This window comes from Methylobacterium sp. WL19 (assembly GCF_008040005.1).
Lineage (GTDB): Bacteria > Pseudomonadota > Alphaproteobacteria > Rhizobiales > Beijerinckiaceae > Methylobacterium > Methylobacterium bullatum.
This window is the reverse complement of record NZ_VRVC01000026.1, coordinates 24,319-44,790: the sequence shown is the minus strand read 5'-3', so window position 1 is coordinate 44,790 and position 20,472 is coordinate 24,319. Positions and strand designations below refer to the sequence as shown.

At 62.1% G+C, this 20,472-nt stretch carries 17 protein-coding genes and 2 pseudogenes; 15 read left to right on the top strand and 4 right to left on the bottom strand.

Annotated features, from left to right (window positions below; genetic code table 11):
• The 4 genes and pseudogenes from FV220_RS07665 to FV220_RS07650 form a co-directional block, all read left to right on the top strand.
• Nucleotides 1-603 (top strand): annotated as a pseudogene (locus FV220_RS07665) (ABC transporter ATP-binding protein); the annotation flags it as partial.
• A gap of 332 nt (nucleotides 604-935) precedes the next feature.
• Nucleotides 936-2,027, top strand: a complete 1,092-nt coding sequence (locus FV220_RS07660) for an ABC transporter permease (protein ID WP_147830515.1) — start codon at nucleotides 936-938, stop codon at nucleotides 2,025-2,027.
• Nucleotides 2,028-2,055: 28 nt separating this feature from the next.
• The gene (locus tag FV220_RS07655; protein ID WP_147830513.1) at nucleotides 2,056-2,982 is read left to right on the top strand and encodes an ABC transporter permease; all 927 of its coding nucleotides are present in this window, start codon (nucleotides 2,056-2,058) and stop codon (nucleotides 2,980-2,982) included.
• Between the two features lie 95 nt (nucleotides 2,983-3,077).
• Nucleotides 3,078-4,133, top strand: coding sequence for a BMP family ABC transporter substrate-binding protein (locus FV220_RS07650; protein WP_026176256.1), 1,056 nt, complete (start codon nucleotides 3,078-3,080; stop codon nucleotides 4,131-4,133).
• A gap of 86 nt (nucleotides 4,134-4,219) precedes the next feature.
• Here FV220_RS07650 and FV220_RS07645 read toward each other — a convergent pair whose 3' ends face one another.
• Both FV220_RS07645 and uraD read right to left on the bottom strand, forming a co-directional pair.
• Nucleotides 4,220-4,483, bottom strand: coding sequence for a hypothetical protein (locus FV220_RS07645; protein WP_147830511.1), 264 nt, complete (start codon nucleotides 4,481-4,483; stop codon nucleotides 4,220-4,222).
• 105 nt (nucleotides 4,484-4,588) lie between these two features.
• Nucleotides 4,589-5,485 (bottom strand): 2-oxo-4-hydroxy-4-carboxy-5-ureidoimidazoline decarboxylase, encoded by an 897-nt coding sequence (uraD, locus tag FV220_RS07640; RefSeq protein ID WP_147830509.1) that lies wholly within the window; start codon nucleotides 5,483-5,485, stop codon nucleotides 4,589-4,591.
• Between the two features lie 175 nt (nucleotides 5,486-5,660).
• Here uraD and FV220_RS07635 point away from each other — a divergent pair, with 175 nt between their 5' ends.
• From FV220_RS07635 to FV220_RS07620, 4 genes are all read left to right on the top strand, one after another.
• Entirely contained in the window at nucleotides 5,661-7,058 is a 1,398-nt protein-coding gene (locus FV220_RS07635; protein ID WP_238253959.1) for a nucleobase:cation symporter-2 family protein, read from the top strand.
• Nucleotides 7,059-7,101: 43 nt separating this feature from the next.
• Nucleotides 7,102-7,941 (top strand): factor-independent urate hydroxylase, encoded by an 840-nt coding sequence (gene pucL / locus FV220_RS07630; RefSeq protein WP_056143476.1) that lies wholly within the window; start codon nucleotides 7,102-7,104, stop codon nucleotides 7,939-7,941.
• Nucleotides 7,942-8,340: 399 nt separating this feature from the next.
• On the top strand, nucleotides 8,341-8,592 hold the full coding sequence (locus FV220_RS07625) for a hypothetical protein (protein ID WP_056143474.1): 252 nt from the start codon (nucleotides 8,341-8,343) through the stop codon (nucleotides 8,590-8,592).
• A gap of 497 nt (nucleotides 8,593-9,089) precedes the next feature.
• Nucleotides 9,090-10,244, top strand: a complete 1,155-nt coding sequence (locus FV220_RS07620) for a site-specific integrase (RefSeq protein WP_147830507.1) — start codon at nucleotides 9,090-9,092, stop codon at nucleotides 10,242-10,244.
• A 6-nt stretch (nucleotides 10,245-10,250) separates the two neighbouring features.
• Here FV220_RS07620 and FV220_RS07615 read toward each other — a convergent pair whose 3' ends face one another.
• Nucleotides 10,251-11,039, bottom strand: a complete 789-nt coding sequence (locus FV220_RS07615; protein ID WP_147830505.1) for a hypothetical protein — start codon at nucleotides 11,037-11,039, stop codon at nucleotides 10,251-10,253.
• A gap of 206 nt (nucleotides 11,040-11,245) precedes the next feature.
• On the opposite strand from FV220_RS07615, the gene FV220_RS25780 reads away from it, so the two are divergent.
• From FV220_RS25780 to FV220_RS07600, 4 genes are all read left to right on the top strand, one after another.
• Nucleotides 11,246-11,515, top strand: coding sequence for a DNA-binding protein (locus FV220_RS25780; RefSeq protein ID WP_147830503.1), 270 nt, complete (start codon nucleotides 11,246-11,248; stop codon nucleotides 11,513-11,515).
• Entirely contained in the window at nucleotides 11,512-12,327 is an 816-nt protein-coding gene (locus FV220_RS07605) for a hypothetical protein (protein WP_147830501.1), read from the top strand. Before FV220_RS25780 ends, FV220_RS07605 begins: the two co-directional genes overlap by 4 nt.
• 551 nt (nucleotides 12,328-12,878) lie before the next feature.
• The gene (locus FV220_RS25425; protein WP_187273355.1) at nucleotides 12,879-13,043 is read left to right on the top strand and encodes a hypothetical protein; all 165 of its coding nucleotides are present in this window, start codon (nucleotides 12,879-12,881) and stop codon (nucleotides 13,041-13,043) included.
• Between the two features lie 318 nt (nucleotides 13,044-13,361).
• Nucleotides 13,362-14,273 carry a hypothetical protein gene (locus FV220_RS07600; RefSeq protein WP_246689406.1) on the top strand — a complete coding sequence of 304 codons (912 nt, stop codon included), beginning with the start codon at nucleotides 13,362-13,364 and terminating at the stop codon, nucleotides 14,271-14,273.
• A gap of 100 nt (nucleotides 14,274-14,373) precedes the next feature.
• On the opposite strand, the gene FV220_RS07595 is transcribed toward FV220_RS07600, so the two are convergent.
• The gene (locus FV220_RS07595) at nucleotides 14,374-16,062 is read right to left on the bottom strand and encodes a DUF262 domain-containing protein (RefSeq protein WP_147830497.1); all 1,689 of its coding nucleotides are present in this window, start codon (nucleotides 16,060-16,062) and stop codon (nucleotides 14,374-14,376) included.
• 137 nt (nucleotides 16,063-16,199) lie between these two features.
• On the opposite strand from FV220_RS07595, the pseudogene FV220_RS26015 reads away from it, so the two are divergent.
• The 3 genes and pseudogenes from FV220_RS26015 to FV220_RS07585 all read left to right on the top strand — a co-directional run.
• Nucleotides 16,200-16,672 (top strand): annotated as a pseudogene (locus FV220_RS26015) (IS5/IS1182 family transposase); the annotation flags it as partial.
• A gap of 938 nt (nucleotides 16,673-17,610) precedes the next feature.
• The gene (locus tag FV220_RS07590; protein WP_187273354.1) at nucleotides 17,611-17,985 is read left to right on the top strand and encodes a hypothetical protein; all 375 of its coding nucleotides are present in this window, start codon (nucleotides 17,611-17,613) and stop codon (nucleotides 17,983-17,985) included.
• 968 nt (nucleotides 17,986-18,953) lie between these two features.
• Nucleotides 18,954-20,462, top strand: a complete 1,509-nt coding sequence (locus tag FV220_RS07585) for a hypothetical protein (RefSeq protein WP_147830495.1) — start codon at nucleotides 18,954-18,956, stop codon at nucleotides 20,460-20,462.
• Nucleotides 20,463-20,472: the final 10 nt, after the last annotated feature.

Below are 20,472 nucleotides of genomic sequence, written 5' to 3'. Positions count from 1 at the left end.
GCCGCCGTGGGGGGGCTCGGCATCAACGCGCGCCGGCGCCTCGGCGCGGCGTTCGTGCCGGAGGAGCGCAACGGCCACGCGGCGGCGCCTCTCATGAGCCTCTCCGAGAACGCCCTGCTCTCACGCTACCCGACCGCGCCGCTGACCCGCTTGGGCCTGCTTCGGCTGGGGGCCGCGCGCGATCTCGCGAAGCGGGTGATCGAGGCCTTCGACGTGCGCAAGGCGGGGCCAGACCCCGCCGCCGGCACCCTGTCGGGCGGCAACCTCCAGAAATTCGTCGTCGGCCGCGAGATCCTGGCGGAGCCCGGCGTGCTCGTCATCAACCAGCCGACCTGGGGCGTCGATGCGGCGGCGGCGGCGCATATCCGGCAGGCGGTGATCGATCTCTCCGCGCGCGGCGCCGCGATCCTGGTCATCAGCCAGGACCTCGACGAGCTGTTCGAAATCGCCGGCTCCATCGCCGTGCTGCACGACGGGACGCTCTCGACGGCGGTGCCCTCGGGCGAAACGACCCGCGAGGCCATCGGCCTGCTCATGGGCGGATCGGGAGACGCGCCGGCCGAACCTCATGACGCATCGAAGGCGGTGCCCCATGCTCACTGACCGATGCCCGCGCAGCCCCTCTCCCCGCACGCGGCTACGGCATTCACGCCTGTCGCGAAATGCGCGGCCCTCCTCCCCCTTGTGGGGAGGAGTTGGAGGTGGGGGTGGTGGGGCCACACTCCTGCTGCGGAGGCTGGCGGAGCCACCCCCACTCCTAACCTCTCCCCACAAGGGGGAGAGGGACGCGGTCTGCCTGCAAGAGCAGATGAGCGAATCCGGTAGCAGCCCGCAGGGAGAGGGGACCGGCGCCTTTCCCGAAAGCCATCCCCGGACGGCCCCGCTCGGGCGGCGGCGGGATCGCGCGGCGGGTCCGACGACATGCGGAGCGCATCATGCGTCTTGACCTCGTTCCCCGCACCCGCCGCTCTCCGGTGCTCGACATCCTCTCTCCGGCGCTGGCCTTCGTGGCGGCGGTGCTGATCGGCGGCCTTGCCGTGGCGGCCCTCGGCGTCTCGCCGGGCGAGGCCTTCGTCACCTATTTCGTCACGCCCCTGAGCGAGGTCTGGTCGCTGCAGGAGATCGCCCTGAAGGCCGCGCCCCTGGCGCTGATCGCCACCGGTCTGGCGTTCTGCTACCGCGCCAACCTCTGGAACATCGGGGCCGAGGGCCAGTTCGTCATCGGCGGCCTGGCCGGCGGCTGGGTCGGCGTCGCCACCCACGGCATGGGCGGGTTCACGCTCTGGATCCTGCCCGCGATGCTGATCGCCGGGACGCTCGCGGGTGCTGCCTACGCGATGATCCCGGCCGTCCTGAAGGTCCGCCTCGGCGTCTCCGAGATCCTCACGAGCCTGATGCTCGTCTACGTCGCCCAGCTCCTCCTCGACTACATGGTCCGCGGCCCCCTGCGCGATCCGGCCGGCTACAACTTTCCCCAGAGCGTCGGCTTCGATCCCGCGGCGCGCCTGCCCTACCTCATGGAGGGCGAGACGCTGCATGCGGGGGTGGTGATCGCCTTCCTCGCCGTGGTGCTGGCGACCGTCGTTCTGGCCCGCACCCTGTTCGGGTTCGAGGTCCGGGTCGTCGGCGCGAGCCCGCGGGCGGCGCGCTTCGCCGGCTTCTCCGATGCCCGCCTGACGCTGGCCGTCTTCGCCATCTCCGGCGGCGCGGCGGGCCTTGCCGGCATCGTCGAAGTGGCGGGAAAGATCGGGCAGCTCCAGCCGGAGATCTCGCCGGGCTACGGCTTCACCGCGATCATCGTCGCCTTCCTCGGGCGGCTCTCGCCGCCGGGCATCCTGATCGCCGCCATCGTCATCGCGCTGACCACCATCGGCGGCGAGGGCGCGCAGATCGATCTGAAGCTGCCCCTCGACCTGACCCGCGCCTTCCAGGGCCTGCTCCTCGGCCTCGTCCTCGGGGCCGACGTGTTCGCCGGCTATCACGTGCGGCTCGTGCCGGGCGGCCCGTCCGGCCGCACGGCGTCGTGAGCCAATTCGAGGGATATCGGAGCCGATCATGACCCTCGACATCGTCCAGATGGTCCTCGTCACGGTCCTGGCGGCCGCGACCCCCCTGATCCTCGCCGGCATCGGAGAGCTCGTGGCCGAGCGCTCCGGCGTGCTCAACCTCGGGGTGGAGGGGATGATGATCTTCGGCGCCGCCGTCAGCTTCGCCGTGGCGGTACAGACCGGCTCGACCTTCCTCGGGGCGCTGGGCGGGGCCGGGGCCGGCCTGCTGCTGGCCGCCCTGTTCGGCATCCTCACCGTCGGGCTCGCGGCGAACCAGGTCGCCTCCGGCCTCTCGCTGACCATCCTGGGGCTCGGCCTGTCGGGGTTGGTGGGCGCGAACTACGTCGGGATGAAGCGCGATCCGGCGCCGCACCTGTCCCTCCCCGGCCTCACGGACCTGCCCGGACTCGGCCGGCTCGTCTTCGGCCAGGACGCCTTCGTCTATACGGCGGTCGCCCTCGTGGCCGCCGTGTCGTGGTTCCTGTGGCGGACGCGGGCGGGCCTGACCCTGCGCGCCATCGGCGACGACCACGTGGCGACCCACGCCCTCGGGCTGAAGGTGCGCAAGGTCCGCTTCCTCTCGGTGCTGTTCGGGGGCGCCTGCGCCGGGCTCGGCGGGGCCTATCTCGCGCTGGCCTACACCCCGTTCTGGTCGCCGGGGATGACGGCGGGCCGCGGCTGGATCGCCCTCGCCCTGGTGGTCTTCGCCTCGTGGCGGCCCCTGCGGGTCGCGGCCGGTGCCCTGCTGTTCGGCGGGGCGACGGTGCTGCAGCTCCACGCCCAGGCCGCCGGCCTCGGCCTGCCGGGCCAGCTCCTCTCCGCCCTGCCCTATCTCGCCACCATCCTGGCCCTGGTCTTGCTCTCTCTCGGGCAGCGCCATGGCGGCTCGCTGGCGCCCGCCTCGCTCGGGCGAGTCTTCACGCCGAGCCGATGACACGCCGGGCCGGCGAACGGCAATGGATCCAGAGGGACGACACGATGCGGGGCAGGTCCATGATGCACGGCAAGTCGATGAGGCTCGGTAGGTCGATGAGGCTCGGCGCTGCGGTTCTGTGCGCGATGCTCGCCGCAGGGCCGGCGCTCGCGGCCGACAAGCTGAAGGTCGGCTTCGTCTATGTCGGGCCGGTCGCCGATTTCGGGTATTCCTACCAGCACGACCTCAGCCGCAAGGCCCTGGCCGAGGCCTTGCCCGACAAGGTCGAGACCACCTTCCTCGAGAACGTGCCCGAGGCCGACAGCGAGCGCTCGATCGAGAAACTCGCCCGCTCCGGCGCCGGCCTGATCTTCACCACCTCCTTCGGCTTCATGGAGCCGACCCTGAAGGTGGCGCGGAAGTTTCCCAAGGTGAAGTTCGAGCACGCCACCGGCTACAAGCGCTCCGACAACGTCTCGACCTATTCCGCCCGCTTCTACGAAGGTCGCTACGTCTGCGGGAAGATCGCCGGCAAGCTCTCGAAATCCGGCACGGTGGGCTACATCGCGTCCTTCCCGATCCCGGAAGTCGTCAGCGGCATCAACGCCTTCATGCTCGGGGCGCAGGCGGTCAACCCGAACATCAAGATCAAGGTGGTCTGGGTGAACACCTGGTTCGATCCCGGCAAGGAGGCGGAGGCGGCCAAGGCGCTCCTGGCGCAGGGCGCCGACATCCTGACCCAGCACACCGACTCGGCCGCTCCCCTCCAGGAGGCCGAGAAGCAGGGCAAGCTCGCCTTCGGCCAGTCCTCCGACCAGTACCGCTTCGCCCCCAAGGCCCAGCTCACCTCCATCACCGACGATTGGAACGGCTACGTGATCGCGGAGGCCAAGGCGGTCCTCGACGGCACCTGGAAGAGCCACGACACCTGGGGCGGCATCAAGGAGGGCATGGTCGTGCTGGCCCCCTTCACCAACATGCCCGACGACGTGAAGGCCATGGCCGAGGAGACCAAGCAGGCCATCGCCGACGGCAAGATCCACCCCTTCGCCGGGCCGGTGCTGAAGCAGGACGGAAGCGTCGCCGTGAAGGAGGGCGAGACCGCGCCCGACCCGATGATCCTCGGCATGAACTGGTACGTGAAGGGGATCGACGACAAGCTGACCCAATAACCCCGGGCTCTACACCATCGCATGGAAAAGAAGCCCCGCCGGAGCGTCCCGGCGGGGCTTCTTCGTTCATGGGAGCGTCGCTGCGCTCAATGGTTGTGGTGGCGCGCCGGCCGGTCGGCCTTCGGCTCGTCGGAGGGCGGGGGAGCCGGCACGCCGACTCCGCTCGGCGCGGCGACGGCATCGCCGCTCCGGATCGCCTCGCGCTCGTTCCGCGGGCCGGCGATCCCCTCGGTCCCGCCGGGAGCCGTCGCTGGGTCGCGGCCGGCGGGCGCACCGGTCCCCTGGGCGAGGGCCGCGCCGGTCAACCCGAAGAGCCCGCACAGAGCGAGGGCCGATATCGTCATACGCATGGTCGATGACCTTTCAAGAGAGGCGAAGAGCGAGAGAACCGTAAAACGAGAAGCAAGTCTTTGGCCGCTCGAAGAAAATCGAAGCCGGGCCGGAGAGGTTCCGCGTCAGCTTCCGCGATAGGTCTGATAGCTCCAGGGGGTCGCCACCAGCGGCACATGATAATGGCCTTCCGGGTCGCCCACGCCGAAGCGCAGGGGCACGATGTCGAGGAAGGGCGGTTCGGGGAGAGCGAGGCCTGGACCCGCTCCGACCCGCCGGAAGTGGTCGCCGAGCCCGAAGCGCAGTTCGTAGGTGGCGATCGGCACGGGGCGCCCGTGGATCAGGGGCATGTCGGTGCGGCCGTCCGCGTTGGTCACCGCGCGGGCCACCAGCACCGCCTCCGTCGCGGAGACGAACTCGACGAGGTCGACGGCCACCCCGGCGGCCGGCTTCCCCCGGACGGTGTCGAGGACATGGGTCGAGATCCGGCCCGTCGTGGCGAGCGGACCGGGGCCGCTCACCAGGGCGTTCAGGCGGATCGCGGCGATCCGCATCACCTCGGCCTCGGCCGTGCGCCGCTCCACATCGGGAGCGGATTCCAGCCGCGCGTCGAAGGTCCCGAGCAGCGAGGCGCGGCCGTGCCGCTTGACGCACAGGATGAAGGGGATCCCGAATTTGTCGCGGTAGGCCGCGTTGAGCGCCTCGAACCGGGCGTATTCCGCCTCCGACATCCGGTCGAGGCCGGCCGCGGCCTGCTCCGCGATGGAATCGGGGGCGATGGCCCCGGATCGGGCGGCGCGCCCGGCGAGTTCGGGATGGCCGGTGAGCAGCGCGAGGCGCCGCCCCTCCGGCGCGCCCTGGACCGCATCGCGCATGGCCGAGAACAGCGCCTCCACGGTGGCGAAGGGCCGCTGCGGCAGGGCCGCCTCGGCCACCCAGGGCGCGTGTTCGAACACGGCACCGAGCGTGGCCACGAAGTCCGCATCGGAGGCCTCGTTCAGAGCTGCGAGTGTCGACGCCATGGCGGCGGGCTCTCCGTTGAAGGCAGGCGATGACGACGCATCGCAGGCCCGGCCGGTGCAGGCAACGGGCCATGCGCGCCACCGCCGGGTCCCGCCCCGGTGGCACACGCCTTGCGCCCACGGACACCGCATCCCCGCTGAGGGATCTGCCCGGAGCGGCGGAGGCGTCGACCCCATGACCAGTGCCACGACCATCGCCGCCCCTCCCGACAGCATCCATGCCGCCGAGCCGGTCAAGGCGCCCGTGACGACGGTGCCTCCCGTCGCCCTCGCTCTGCTCGGGCTGCAGCACGTCCTGGTGATGTATGCCGGCGCCGTCGCGGTGCCGCTGATCGTCGGGCGCGCCCTGAAACTCCCGCCGGATCAGGTGGCGATGCTGGTGAGCGCCGACCTGTTCGCGTGCGGGCTCGCGACTCTGCTGCAGAGCTGGGGCCTGCCGGGGATCGGCGTGCGCATGCCGGTGATGATGGGCGTCACCTTCGCCGCCGTCACGCCCATGGTCGCCATGGGGACCAATCCCGAGATCGGGCTGACCGGCATCTACGGCGCCGTGATCGCGGCCGGCCTGTTCGCGTTTCTCGTGGCGCCGCTCATCGGACGGCTGCTGCCGCTGTTCCCGCCCGTGGTGACCGGAACGATCATCCTGGTCATCGGCGTCTCGCTGATGAAGGTGGGCGTGAACTGGGCCGCCGGAGGAATCGGCAACCCGGATTACGGGGCACCGCTCCATCTCGCCATCGCCGCCTTCGTGCTGTGCGTGATCCTGGCGATCACCCGCTACGGCACCGGCTTCGTCAATTCGGCCTCGGTGCTCATCGGCATCGTCGCCGGGATGCTCGTGGCCGCCGCCTTCGGGCTGGTCGATCTCGGCCATGTGGCCACCGCGTCCTGGTTCGACGTGGTGCGGCCCTTCGCCTTCGGCGCCCCGACCTTCGATCCCGTCTCGATCGTCACCCTCTGCATCGTGATGATCGTGGTGATGATCGAATCGACCGGGATGTTCCTGGCGCTCGCCGAGATCTGCGCCGACCCCGTGGACGAGAAGCGCCTGACCAGGGGCCTGCGCGGCGACGGCCTCGGCACCGTCATCGGCGGCATCTTCAACACGTTCCCCTACACCTCGTTCTCGCAGAATATCGGGCTCGTGGGCGTCACCGGGGTGCGCACCCGCTACGTCGCGGTGGTCGGCGGGTTCATCATGCTCGGGCTCGGGCTCATTCCGAAGCTCGCGGCCCTGGTCGAGGCGGTGCCGCAATGCGTGCTCGGCGGGGCCGGGCTCGTGATGTTCGGGATGGTCGGCGCGACGGGCGTGCGCATCCTCGGGGCGGTGGACTTCGCCCGCAATCGCAACAACCTGTTCGTCGTTGCGGTCTCCGTCGGTTTCGGCATGATCCCCCTCGTCGCCCCGGCCTTCTTCAAGCAGATGCCGCACGCGCTGCACCCGCTCCTCGAATCCGGAATCCTGCTCTGCGCGATCGCGGCGGTGAGCCTGAACCTATTCTTCAACGGCCTGACCGGCGACGAGGCCGCCCGCGCCGCGGCCCGGCATCAGGCGGCCTCCTCCGAACATTGACGACGGCCGTCTCCATCCACCGCCCCCCTCCTGGGAGACAAGTATGCCCCTGATCGCCTCGAAATACGGCAAGGGCCGCGTGCGGGTGATGCGCCTCACCCGCGACGGCGACGACCACACCCCGCGCGAACTGTCCCTCGCGGTCCTGATGAAGGGGGCCTTCGAGGCCGCCTGGACCGACGGCGACAACCGGGCCTGCGTCGCCACCGACAGCGTGAAGAACATCGTCAACGTGGTGGCGGCCAAGAACCTGTCCCTCGACAAGGAAGCCTTCGCCGAGGCCGTCGCCGCGACCTTCCTCGACACGTATCCGCAGGTCGAGGAGATCGGGATCGAGGGCAAGGAGACGCGCTGGCTGCGCCAGGCCATCGGCGGCCGGCCGCATGGCCACGTCTTCACCCTCGACGGCAACGGGACGGGCTACGTCAAGCTCGTGGCGAGCCGCGACGGCGCCGTGCTGCAGTCGGGGCTGCGGGGCTTCACCTTCATGAAGACCACGCAATCGGGCTGGGCCGACTTTGTCGATGACGCGTACCGCACCCTGGCCGACGCCACCGACCGCATCGCCGCGACCGCCATGGACGCCACCTGGACCTGGGCCAGCGCGCCCGCCGACTACACCGCGACCAATGCCCGGGTGCTCGACATCCTGATCGAGGTCTTCGGCACGACCTACAGCGCCAGCGTGCAGGACAGCATGTACCGCATGGGCGAGGCGGTCCTGGCGGCCATTCCCGAGATCGCCGAGATCGGGTTCGCCATGCCGAACAAGCACTACATCCCGATCAACCTGACACCGTTCGGGCTGGAGAACCCCAACACGGTGTTCCTGCCCACCGACGAGCCCCACGGTCAGATCGAGGCGACGATCGGGCGAGGCTGAGCCGCACGATCCCGGCCCTTCGGAAGAGGGGGAGTGCCGCCTTCCGAACGGCCTTCCGCGAGGCCGCGACCACGGGCGCCCGGCCCGGTCCCCGTAATCCCCGAACGTCCGGCAAGCGCGTCGATGGAGCGAGGACGCGCGGGCGGCGGAAGAGTCATGCCATGCCGGCCATGACTGGCAAAAAATGTCGCAGCCCGAACCAAACCCATGGGATGAAACGGCTTATTCCTGTGGCCATCGATCCGGAGGATATGGCTTGCACGCTCGGTGCATGAACATGATGCACACGCACTGACCATTCCGTGTTGCTTTACGAGGCTTTGGTGCACAAATTCTAGGTTATTGGCCGGGACTGCCGCGTCTCCTCAGGCAGTCCGGCCCGAACCTGGGACGACATCCATGACGACACGCCTCATTCTGGGAGCCGCCCTCGGTCTCGCCTTGTCCGGCACCGCTTTCGCGCAAAGTTACACCGCACCGGCCGGCATCCCGGCAGCGACCGCCCCCGGCGGTCTCGACGGACAGGCCGCCGCCCGGAACGTCGGCGAATACGACAGCCGCTTCTCCCGCCCCATTCGCACCCGGATCGATGCGGACGGCGCAGTCACGACGGGATCGGTGAGGCCGACCCCGCCACGCCACCGCGACTGAGGCCCCAGGGCGGAAAGCGGCCCGGGCGGAAGCGCGCAGGATTGGCCACCCTCGATACCCTGCGTGCCACGGTGAACGGCATGGCGAGGTGGCTGTGAAGGTGGAGGACAGCCGCAAGGGAGAGCGCCCGCGCGGAAGGCTCGAACGCCTCGTTGCTCCCAACGCTGGTGAACTGCAAGGAAGCGGAGACCGCCCCTTCGACGGGTCGCACCAGAGACGCCGGAAGAGACAGCAAAAAGCCCCGATCGCATTCCCGACCGAGGCTGACTGCTCTGAAGTGTTTTGAAAAACCGCGATCGAATCAGCAGTTTATTTGGTGGGTGCACAAGGGTTCGAACCTTGGACCCGCTGATTAAGAGTTTGCGGTGTTTCTATCTCAGGGGTACCTTCCACGTCCCTAAGTTACTGATTTTGTTAAGCTGACTACCCGGGATTACCTTGCTGGTGCATCGCGATCACGCTACGATGGTTGCTAGTTGAGCCCCTAGCGACCAATCATGATTCAGCCAAAGCGCCTTACGAAAGCAGCCGTCGAAGCCCTTATCCCAGGGCAGACCCTATGGGACTCCGAACTGAAGGGCTTCGCAGCTCGCTGTCAGCGTCGTGACCACGTCTACGTGCTGAAGTACCGCCTCGACGGGCGGCAGCGGTGGTTCACCATTGGAAAGCACGGTTCGCCCTGGACGGCCGATCTAGCCCGTCGGGAAGCCAAGCGCCTGTTAGGGCTGGTTGCAAGCGGCGAGGATCCGGCGACGAAAAAGGCCGTCGCTCGAACCGCACCAACTGTTGCCGAACTCGCGGACCTTTTCCTCAGCGAGCACGTAGAGGCGAAAAATAAGGGCAGCACACATGCTGAGTATGCCCGGCTCGTCGAGCGGCTCGTGAAACCGCAGCTTGGCAGCAAGCGGGCCGATGAGGTCACGCACGAGGAGGTTCGCCGGCTCCACGCAAAGCTTCGAGCTACGCCTTATCAGGCCAATCGATTGATCGCCCTGCTTTCGAAAATGTTCAGCTGGTCGGGCCGCCGGGGCGAAAGCAATCCTTGCACCGGCATCGAAAGATTCGGCGAAAAAAAGCGCCGCCGCTACCTTTCAACGGTCGAGCTCGGCCGCCTCGGCGAAGCACTGGCAGCTTTCGAAACCGAAGGCGGAGTTTCCCCTCACCCAATCGCGGCGATCAGGTTGCTGCTGCTAACCGGCGCTCGGCTAGGCGAGATCCTCACGCTTCAATGGGACTATGTGGATCGCGAGCGCGGCTGTCTCAAACTGCCGGACAGCAAAACCGGGGCGAAGGAGATTCACCTCAATGAGGCTGCGTTCACCGTTCTCGACGCCGTGCCGCGCGAACTCAACAACCCCTACGTGATCGTCGGCCAGCGGTCGGGCGCCCACCTCGTCAACCTCGAAAAGCCATGGCAGCGGGTTCGGGCTCGTGCGGGCCTCGACGATGTGAGGCTTCACGACCTGCGACATTCCTTTGCCTCCATCGGCGCCGGTGCGGGCCTTGGCCTGCCGATGATCGGCGCCCTGCTCGGGCACACTCAGGCGGCGACAACGGCAAGGTATGCTCACCTTGCCGCTGACCCGCTGAGAGCAGCCAATGAACTTATTGGCCAACAGCTCAGCACCATGCTAAATGCAAAGCAATCATAGATTTATCTAATTTTCGCTACTAAATTTGTCAAAAGAAGGTTTCAACTTATCCATAATTAAGTTCATAAGTTTTCTTGTTGTTTCATTGTCATCTGCTGATATTTGATTAATAATATCGCCACTTGCGCGATCAAAACAATAAATATCAATTCCTTTGTCGTTAAAAAATGTTTCCTGTTGTTTTGTGATAATGCTTGGTGCAGTTGCCCTTGGTTTTTTAGGACTAATTTTACTCATTTCACGCGCCCAACGATCAACACCCTCCCCCTTAGCTTTTGATTTCTCAGAAACTTGGCTCGGGTGGATTTTTGAGTGCTGTAAGTACTCAATGGCTCGCTTGTCGCGACTGTATAAGCGTTCGGCCTTTTTGCGTTCAATGTCGTTTTTAGCACCGTATGAAATAAGACTCTCAACTATGATGCGTATCTTGTTCTCTTTTGTCAGCTTTCGATTCAGATTTTTTGCCAAAATTGAAAGTAATTTTATATTTTGTGTGCCGTCTATGATAACTAACAATGAGTACGCTAGAACAATTGCTTCAAGATGTGCTAGCTCGCTATTTTTTAAAAACTTTGAAACGGCTGATTTTAGTGCGTAATCAATATTGTAGTCATCTCTGTTCAAGACATCATTTAAATCAAATGCCGAACCGAGATGTGCCTGAGCATCCTGAACAACTTCAGGGTCAGTACGCCCTCCTCCAAATATGATGGGGGCGTCGGCGCTGCCCACCTCATTTGAAACTAGACGGGTCTGGGTGTCGAGCTTTCCGCTAGGTGTTCTCAACGCACGCATTGCAGGTCTCCATTCCGTTTAACGGAAATGTACCAGCGATGAAGCACGCTGCCAATGCCCCACACTGACTTCGCCAAATCGCAGTAGGGCCCGGAAACAGCTCACCCGCATGACGTCGATGGCTGTCTCTGCCTGCAGCTATCCGCACCAATAGCCCGCGCCCCGGTTGCGTAAAAATTGTCGTCACGAACCCGAGGAACGCAGTGATGGCAAATCGATACGTACATGAAATGGCGACCGAAGCACTCAGCACTGGTGCGACCGCCATACCCAACCTTGATGTATTGCTGGATGAAAATGCCGTGGCAAAGCGCCAGGCCCGCTCTGTCAAAACCCTACGTAATCAACGTGTCGCTGGCGACGGCATACCATTCCTCAAACTCGGTCGTTTGGTGCGGTACCGCCTTAGCGACGTCGTTGCATGGGAAACCGCTTGCCTGCGTAGCAGCACCAGCGATCAGGGGGGCAGCCGATGACCAGCCTCCCTTACGTTGTGACGCCCGAATTGCTCGCCGAACTGGAGGAGAAAGGGGCAAGGTACCTGCCGACCCTTGAGCTCATGCAAAAGGAGCAAACGTCGATGCTGGCCAGTTTCCAGCATGGAAATGTGCCACGCCGTCGATGGGAACGACTTGTTGCTTGCGAAGGGCGCGGTTGTCCGAACCGCACATGTTCGTCAGCGTGCTGGTTCGGTGAACGTGCGGCATACCTCAGTTTGGTGGCGCAAGCACATGACCTCCTCGAACAAACCGGTTTGCCCCTGTGGTTCGTCACGGTGATTGACCCCCGCTACAGGGTATCGGCCGGCGAACTCCGAGCCATGGCGCTCGATGGCATGAAGCAGGGTCTGAGCAGGCGCTTCAAGCATATCGAGGCGGCCTACGGGCCCCTCCATGCCTTCGGCGGTATCGAGGCAAGCTTTGAGATTGGGCGCAATGGCGAACCGTATTGGGGGCCCCATACGCATCTTGTGGTAGCCGCGCGCTGCCCTGAAGCTGAATTAAAAGCCGCCCTAAGGCCCGCTGGTGATTTGCCGAGGGGGTTCCGGCCGATCATGATGACACCGGTCTACAACTTGGGAAACGCCTTGAGCTACTGCGGTAAGCGTACGCCGGCGCAGCGAGTATCAACAACAGGCTCACGTACCACGCGAGACTGCCTGAAGCAGCCGGTGCAAAGTCGAGCCAATCTGGAATATAATATTTGGCTGCTCGGCCTACGGCCAACCGAGCGACTCGTCATGCGCGGCTTTAGGCGGGTTCACGGAAGGCTGACTTTACTGCGATAGTTAGCAGTGTCTGTGACATCACGAAAATCACCGCAAACACGCCTGTATGCCCCTATAGGGTGGTTTCAGGGGTGATACAGGGTTAGTTGGGGGTGTTTGATCAATGTGGCAGTGTTGGGGTAGGTATACAGCATATCGCCCCTGCACCTCGTAGTATCGATTTGTCTCTCATCAACTTGCCGGCTTCAGCCGTTCACTGTGCCGGCGACTTAGTCTTATGTTCGTAACGGCGGTGGCTCGATGAATTAACAAGTAGCCACTTCATCGGGCCGATAGCCATTATCTCTCAAGGTATGCGGATGGACCCACCACCCAGCCACCTATGCCTATGAGATTAGGTTTTATGGGCTGTGTTTGCCCCATGACGCGGGCGCAGGCGTGTGACCCATTGTTTTGCGTAAAGGCTATGTGGATGGCGAATGTGCCAATCCTGAACCTAACGACATGTGCATTTCAAACAGGAAGGGATTTTACCAATGCCGACGAGAATCCAACAGGCTCGTGCGAGAGAGGAAAGGCAACGTCTTGCGCAGGATTTGGTGCGGACACACTTGGACGAGTTGCTCTCGGACTGGGAGGGCAAGCCGTCTGAGGTGCTGGAAGCCGTGCTGGATTACGCGGTCGGAACGATCAGCGTATTGCAGCCTGAACGTAACGCTGCACCTGCAGATCGCTTTATTTTCGCTTGTGAAAAACGCGGAATTCGCGTGACGTAATTCAACGCAAACAACATGGGCTGCGGGCGCTGGTGTGCAGAACCCGCAGCTCAAACTATCACGACGTCGGGTAGCGCCTCATCCTCCCGAAAGCGAATGGATCACGGGAGGAGCGCTTCATCGGCACCGGGTGCGGTTGACTTTGCTTATTGACGGTCTGCTACGGCGTTCGACATGCCAAGGTCGCCAAACTCGCCAGCTGCAAACTTTGGGCGTGATGATCCCTTCGCCCACCTACTGAAGGTGACTCGGCCCGCGCTGGTTCTCGCGCCTTCCACACTGCTCGAGGACATCGCCGGCCGCCTTGCCGAGGCCGGTGTGATCGATGCCGTCGCTCGTGGTGATACCGGGCCGGTGTACGACTGGCTTATGACCCTGGTGCCGCTGCAGGGTATCTCCGATGCAATCGCGTTCGGTTATGCCGAACAGCACGGAAGGGCTACGTGGGCCGCTGTGGTCGCAGCGTTGAACGCCTCGCCGTCGTGCCCCCGGCTTGCCAGCTACTGGGCTTTTGCGGACTGCGGCTATCGGAAGGTCGCCGCCACATGCGCTGAAGCTCGGCATCGCCCGACCTGCCCACTGCCGACCCTGCCCCTGCGGAAGGGGGGCCTGAACCAAGCAGCTTACAGCCTCGCCTTGTTCATTCGGGATGTGTGCGGCGGTGACTTCATCGGCTGGCTCGACAGGCGGCTCGCTGGGGGCGATCCTGGCATCGGCAGCTCCAACCGAAGCCAAGCCATGCGAGCGGTCGTTTTAGGCCCCCTCACTTCGATTGTGGGCGTATCAGACAAGCTGTGGTCCATGATGCTCGCGGAGTTGCTGCTTGTGGCCGACCCGAACCGTGAGCGATGGGTCACTACGGGCGCCAGCATGATCGCCATTGACAGCCTCGTGCACAACTTCCTGCATCGCAGCGGCGCACTTCATCGCTTTGGTGCCGAGCACCCCTACGGACCTGCCTGCTACGCCGATGGTGGGTGCGCTGACCTCATTGAAGGCCTCGCGCAGCGTGTCGATGCCCGCGAGTTCAACCCCGCCTTCCCAGCTGTCTTCCCGCGTTTCGTCCAACACGCAATATGGCTGTGGTGTGCCGAGTGGGGCTTGAACTTGTGTAACGGCCGACGAATTGATGACACCGACCGGTGCCAGCAAATCTACTGCCCAGCTTATATGGGGTGTGATCGAGTCACCCTTCATGTCGTGTTGCAAGGCCCACCGACAAGCAAATGATCGATTGCCCCTGCATCACCGTCGGGAATGGGTCGGGCCACCTATTTATAGGCAGCTTACTTGTTCCGGCTAACACTGGAACAAGTAAGCGGCGGCGAACCTAAACCGAGGAGGCCAACCGCCAGTGAGCGCTTAGCTGATGCATTAGCTCCGCATGGCGCATGGTGACAATTTCGGGCGTCCACTGAACGTGCTGCAAAACTTGGGTGGTGATCGGGAAGGGAGAGACGCCGTTGTTCGCAAAATAAGCGGCCTTTTTGCGCTCAAACTCGTAGTTTGACGCCGAACTGTTTTTCTTGCGCGTTAGTAACGCAAGATTGCCTAGCCTATGCACCCATAGAAGCCGGTCCGATTCATTGGGGAACCACCTCAGCCACTCGCTAGTAGTTGCGGGTGTCTGTGGTAGCACGTGTTCCACCGTGATCGTAGGGTAATCGTAGGTCGCACCACCGCCGGAAACGAGCGAGTCAAGGCGCAATAGAACAATCGAGCGGGCACGAGCTGGCATTGACAAGTAGATGGGACCATCCAGAGCCGTAAGGGTTGCCTGCTGCTCCCCCGACGTGAGTTGTATGGCACTTGCTGTAGCGGAGAGATCTGCACCACTTTCTATGTCGCGCGTGAGGCGAGCAAATCGTTCGATGCGGTCATAGACTCCTGCTCGGGTAATCAGCATCCAGTATGCAAGCCGTTCGAGATCCTTCAGGAAATTCCGCATTGCAGCGGAATTGCTTCGATGCCTGGCTGCGAACGCTAACGCGGGAGGCATCCAGTCAGAGAACTCTAGACGATTGAGCCACTTGAGATACCCATTCACTTCCTCAGCCATTTCCGTACTGGTATAAGATTCGTCAGCTATCTCTGCATAAACCCGGGACATTGGAACGATCACGTCGTCGATCAACTGCTTTGGGGTATGCTCCGGACTTACGTGCTCTTCAAATTCCTTTAGGAGCGTCCCTTGGGGTTTAGTCTTGCGGTAAATCGTACGGATGTGGCTGAAAAGATCTTGGAACGCGTCGCGCCCCAAATCTTCCTCTGCGGTTTCCCATTTCTGAGTGTAGGTTTCGCGCAACCCCTCGTCCAAATGGCCAATGATATCCGCCTTCAGAATGTCGGTCGCCGTTAGATCGAGACCGCGACTGTTCATAACTGAAAATATGCGATAGGCAGACTCTAAATCCGGAGTCGAAACAACTACTAAAAAGCATCGAGTTACGATAAACTGGGCCAATCGAATGCACTCAGCTTGTGTCATAGCATTCAGATAATCGTAAAATAGCTTGGCATTATCACGGATGCGGGTTTGTGTGTCGGAAATGCCATCCAACTTTAGAAGACTGGTAAATCCAGCAGGGCGCTGAACATATTTTTGAAAAAACTCACGATCACGTGGCCGCAACGTTAGACGAAAGTGGTCCTCGGTCCCACGAATGACCTGCCCCTGTTCGTAGATCAGTGCTGTGATGCCATTACCCTCGTCGGACTGTATGACAGCACGAAGCGCAGCGAGCAGAATGGTCAGTGTGGTAAGGCGTTGCTGCCCATCTACTATATCGGCATTTGGTATGCCCTCGGCCTTAATCAAGACAATGCTCCCAAGGAAGTAAGGAGACATCTCTGAGATCTTTCCTGAACTATCCCGCAGAGCGTCTGTCAGATCTGTGATTAGCTCACGCGCCTGTTCCTTATTCCACGAATATGGCCGCTGATATCCGGGAACTGTAAAGACATACTCAGTGCTGAATATCTGCGAAAGCTGCTTTTCATGTGCAGTAAGTGTCGGCATTTATGCCCCTCCCAGGGGTGATCGAGACTTTGTTGAATCCTAGGTATGACGTGGCTTACGTATCATTGTTCGGCAACCTAAACATGCACGTACCATCTTTCCTTGGATTTTGCAGTGGCGTGGGCGGATCTCGGACAGGTGATGCATCAGCGATCAACAGCACCCACATCAAGGCTAACCGCTCCGCCCGCAGCGGTAAGGGGGGCTCAAGGGCGGGCTAATGGCCTGTCGTGCGGCGATCAGACGACCGAGCTCCAGGCGATTACCGATGTCCTCTGCCGACCCGGCGTCTTCCCGCTGACACTCGGCCGCGCTAGCACGTGCGCACGGCCTCAGAGGTGCTGCCCCAGGTGCCCGGTCGGCTACGGCCGCTAGCTGCAGGCTAGGGCTTAGACGCCGATTGGCTACGCACCGACCTGCAGGAAAACTGCATCACGCCTGTGATCCCCTGCAAGCGCCGGATCCACCAAGACATGCGCCCTTACCGCTAGCGCTGGCACATCTAGGCGACCTACATGACCCTAGGGACTTCCGCCAGATCGCCGCCCGCTACGGCAAGCTTGCCCGGTATTGCGTCTCTGCCGTGGCTCTAACGGCCGTCATTACTTTCTCATCGCGATGGGGGCCGGTCCCTAAGGCCGGCAACCTGTTTCCGCTGCGCTGGCGCAATTGGCCCGATGGAGCTCACTTTGTTCGGCATCGCGATGGTCTGGCACTGCTCCGCCCACTCGGCTTAGAGGATAGAGTCAAGGGCACGACCAAGATCACATCCATTGCTTAGCCCAGCGGCGTACCGCGATCTCCTGCTGCTCGTATTCGCCTCCCGTTTCGACCATGTGATAGGATCGGACTGCATGGCAACATATTTGCATAGCGACTTCCATTTGAAAGACACCGCGAAACGTCGGCGACAAGTGTCATGCTCGTTCCTATTTTTACTCTACGCGTTCAAAGAAAATCAGCAGCCACGAGTAGCGGCCCCTGAAACTTGTACGTGGCTGGTAGGGGGGTCTTCTTACCTACCGCTCTCAGGCTGCCTAAAGAGACCGGAATGGGCATAATTTTAAATTTGGAAATTTCCCAAAAACCGTAAACGGGCGTGTCAGGGTCCTCAGGGCTCAAGGTCACAGCGGGTCTCTTCGAAGGTTCGGGATGAAGGCCATGTCTGTCGGCCCTCGTGAAACACACGAAAGAACCAGAGAAAGTCATCCGAGCATATCCACTTGGATCCCCATACCGGGGCGTCGGTTTGATAATGACGGGTATCCCAGTGCCGTACTCTTCTTCAACCCGATGGAAAAGTTCGAACGCATTCGTTCCAAACGCGACCACGCCTTCGCGCGTGCAAGTCTCCAAGGCTGAGTCGATGATGACAGCAGGCACCGGTGCGAGAATGGCTACGCCCATGCGTACCCCCATAGTTTGAGCTGATGGCTGGCTGATCGGTATCCTTACGCGGCGTAGGCTACCTTGCCTAACGCAGTGGACCCTGGAAATGAATTGCCAAGCGCCTAGTGTCTCAGAACCAGAGGGTCTGATCGGGACGGTGTGCATCAAGATCGGGGGCGGCTGGAAACCGCTTCGCTCGTCAAGGCTCAACAGCCTCGCGCGCAGCTGTCTGTATCATATCCGCCCGCTGAACGCTTCAACGCCGAGCACCCCTACGGCCCCAACTGCTACGCCGCTGGTGGGTGTGCCGATATCATTGAAGGTTTTGCCGAGCGTATCGATGCGCGCGAGTTCAACCCTGCCTTCCCCGCGACCTTCCCACGCTACGTGCAGCACGCAATCTGGCTGTGGTGTGCCGAGTGGGGCTGGAACCTGTGCAACGGTCGAAAGATCGACGACACCGGCCGTTGCCAGCAAATCTACTGCCCAGCGCATTCGGGGTGTGATCGAATTGCGCTCTACGGCTTGGTGTGAGAGGGGCGGGCATTACCCCAATTGCGTTGCGCCGCAACCAAAGCCTGCGCCAGGTCCATACTTTCTTACTTCTACCCATCGAACCAAACAGCGCGATTTCTTCCCGTGCGGGTCGGAGCAGCGTCAGCCTTTGATTCGACGACGTTTCGGGAGCTGTGTTCCTTGCGCGCAACGTGCCCGTGCCGTTAAGACAATCGGAGGGTGGTCAAGGGTGGCAAACGGTGTCGAGGTACAGCTTATACGGCGAACATGCGTCATCGCATGACAATCATTATGCGCCGGGACGCCGCATCGGCTTGGCCATCATTTTTTTAGTATCGACCGGACTTTTCCAAGCCCAGGCTCAAAATGTAGATTTTGGGCGCCTCATGGGCGGTGTTTTGCAAGGCGCAATCGAAGCTCAAGGGCGACAGTCACCCAACGAGCGGCGGCGCTATCGTGATGAGAGGCCACTTGAGGCTTCCCCTGGTCCGATGGACGATTGGCACGCTGACCGACGGCGGGAGCCCGCGCAGCAGGCCGATGCCCGTATCCCAGCTTTCATCGGTCCAAGTCCGTACGTCGTCGAAGGTAATCGTGTAGGAGCTAGAGTTGACTTAGGAAGTGGGAACGGCGACTTCAGGTGCTCGCCGAGTGAGGCATTCCCAGGCCTAACTTGGTGCCAGCGACGAAAGGAAAATGCAAAGGGTGGGGGCTCATCTTCCAGTTCGATCCTTCACACATCTGATGGCGTAGTCCGGTACGTCAATCAGTTCATTGACACCGCCACATTCGGGCCGGGCGATGTTGACGGCCAAATTGCGCGCCTCTCCCGAAACTTCCGAGAACAGGGACGTGTCCTTTCCCTTACACCGTCCGCTGGCCTGCCTAGCGCAGTGATCGCCACTTGGGGGAAGTTGCAACTTGTCCCGCTTGACCCGGCAAGTTTGCAGACTCTTACGGCCGGTGGTGCGCTAAAGGCTGGTCTGTTGATCGATTACCTTGGCGACTTCCGGCGTTCAGCGCGGCTGGGTCAGCCCGTCTACCGGATCACTGGCGGACCGGGTTACATATGGGCCGCGAGCTTTGGTAGCGATGGCCGGGGCACCCTTCGCCTCACAGCGGCCGACCTGTCCGGGCTGGGGTCAGTGACTCCACCCTCAGATGCGCTCACAACTAAGGTTGGAGCACCGGCAGCAATTGTGCGCCCAGTGCCGTCGGCAGTTACGGCAGTCGGCGACGCCGCAACTGATACGGCTTTCGCCTCGGAAGGCACGCGTCGTCCCTTACAATCCTCTGAGCGGCTGGATCTGGTTCCGGCACCAGCTTCCGGGGCCAGCATTGTGGCCGGAGCGACCGCAGTCGCGCCGTTGATTCAGACCGTCGTTGCTCAGGGCATGGGCACGGATGTCGAATCTGCCACCAAGAACGCGGCCGAGAATGCACTCACCCAGGTTGTGGGCTCGTTTATTGACACCGAAAAGATGCTCGAGAAGCGCAGCCAGATCGTTGACGGCATCCGCTCGGAGACGCGCAGTCTACGCAGCAACGTTAGAGAGTATTCCCAGGGATCGATCAAGGCACTCGAGGTCGTCGATACGACCACGGAGGGCGGTCTTGTTCGGATACAGGCTCGCGTAACAGTGCGGGTCGAAGACTTCAAGGCGTACATCAAGAAGGTGGCGGTGGGTGAGACGGCCATGGGAGCAGGCCTCTTTGCTCAAATCGCCACGGCGCACAGTCAGCAGCAAAGCCTCGAAGGCCTCCTTAAGGACAAGATCGTTGGCCCTATCGCCGCCGGCGAAGTAGTGCGCATTAGCGTGGGTAGCCCCGTTCCGCTTGCAAATTCGGACCTTGTACAGCAGCAAGATCACGGAGGACCTGCGGCGCGTGAAATCTCTCAGATGAATCGAGTGCTCAGTGTAGTCTTCCCTGTCGAAGTTTCCCTGGACGAGTCTTTTGGACAAAATCTCGTTCGGACGCTTGAATCGACCGCTACTGACAAACTTCGTCAACAGGAAAGTCTTCCACTCGGCCACATGTGCCAAATCATGAAGGCGCGAGACGGGAATGGGCGTCCTGGCGTCCGTGAAGGTAACGCGGTTTCGCAGAGCGATACGGGCGTAAAGTTGCTTGCCTCAACCGACTTGATGACGGGCCGTGGCGGCCGCGAGAACACCATCACCGAAACATATAAACTTTCCGATGTCCGCTTACCACGTAAAGATTGGATACCGCCCAAGCTCAATTTTCAGATTCTATCTCGGGACGGAACGATCCTTTGGGAACGATTCTTCAGTCAAGGAAATCAAATAGGTAGCAAGGTAGCTATTGTGCCCCACGCTGACTACAGCAGCTTATTCCTACCCTGGACTCTAGTGCGCGAAGATCGCGGTTGTGTTTTTATCGCAAGGCGCAGCAAGTTCAGCATAGTTGCGGAGATGAATCCCGAGACGCTGAAGGCTGCAGACCGTGCAACCGTGAAATTTACGCAATAATCAACAATCG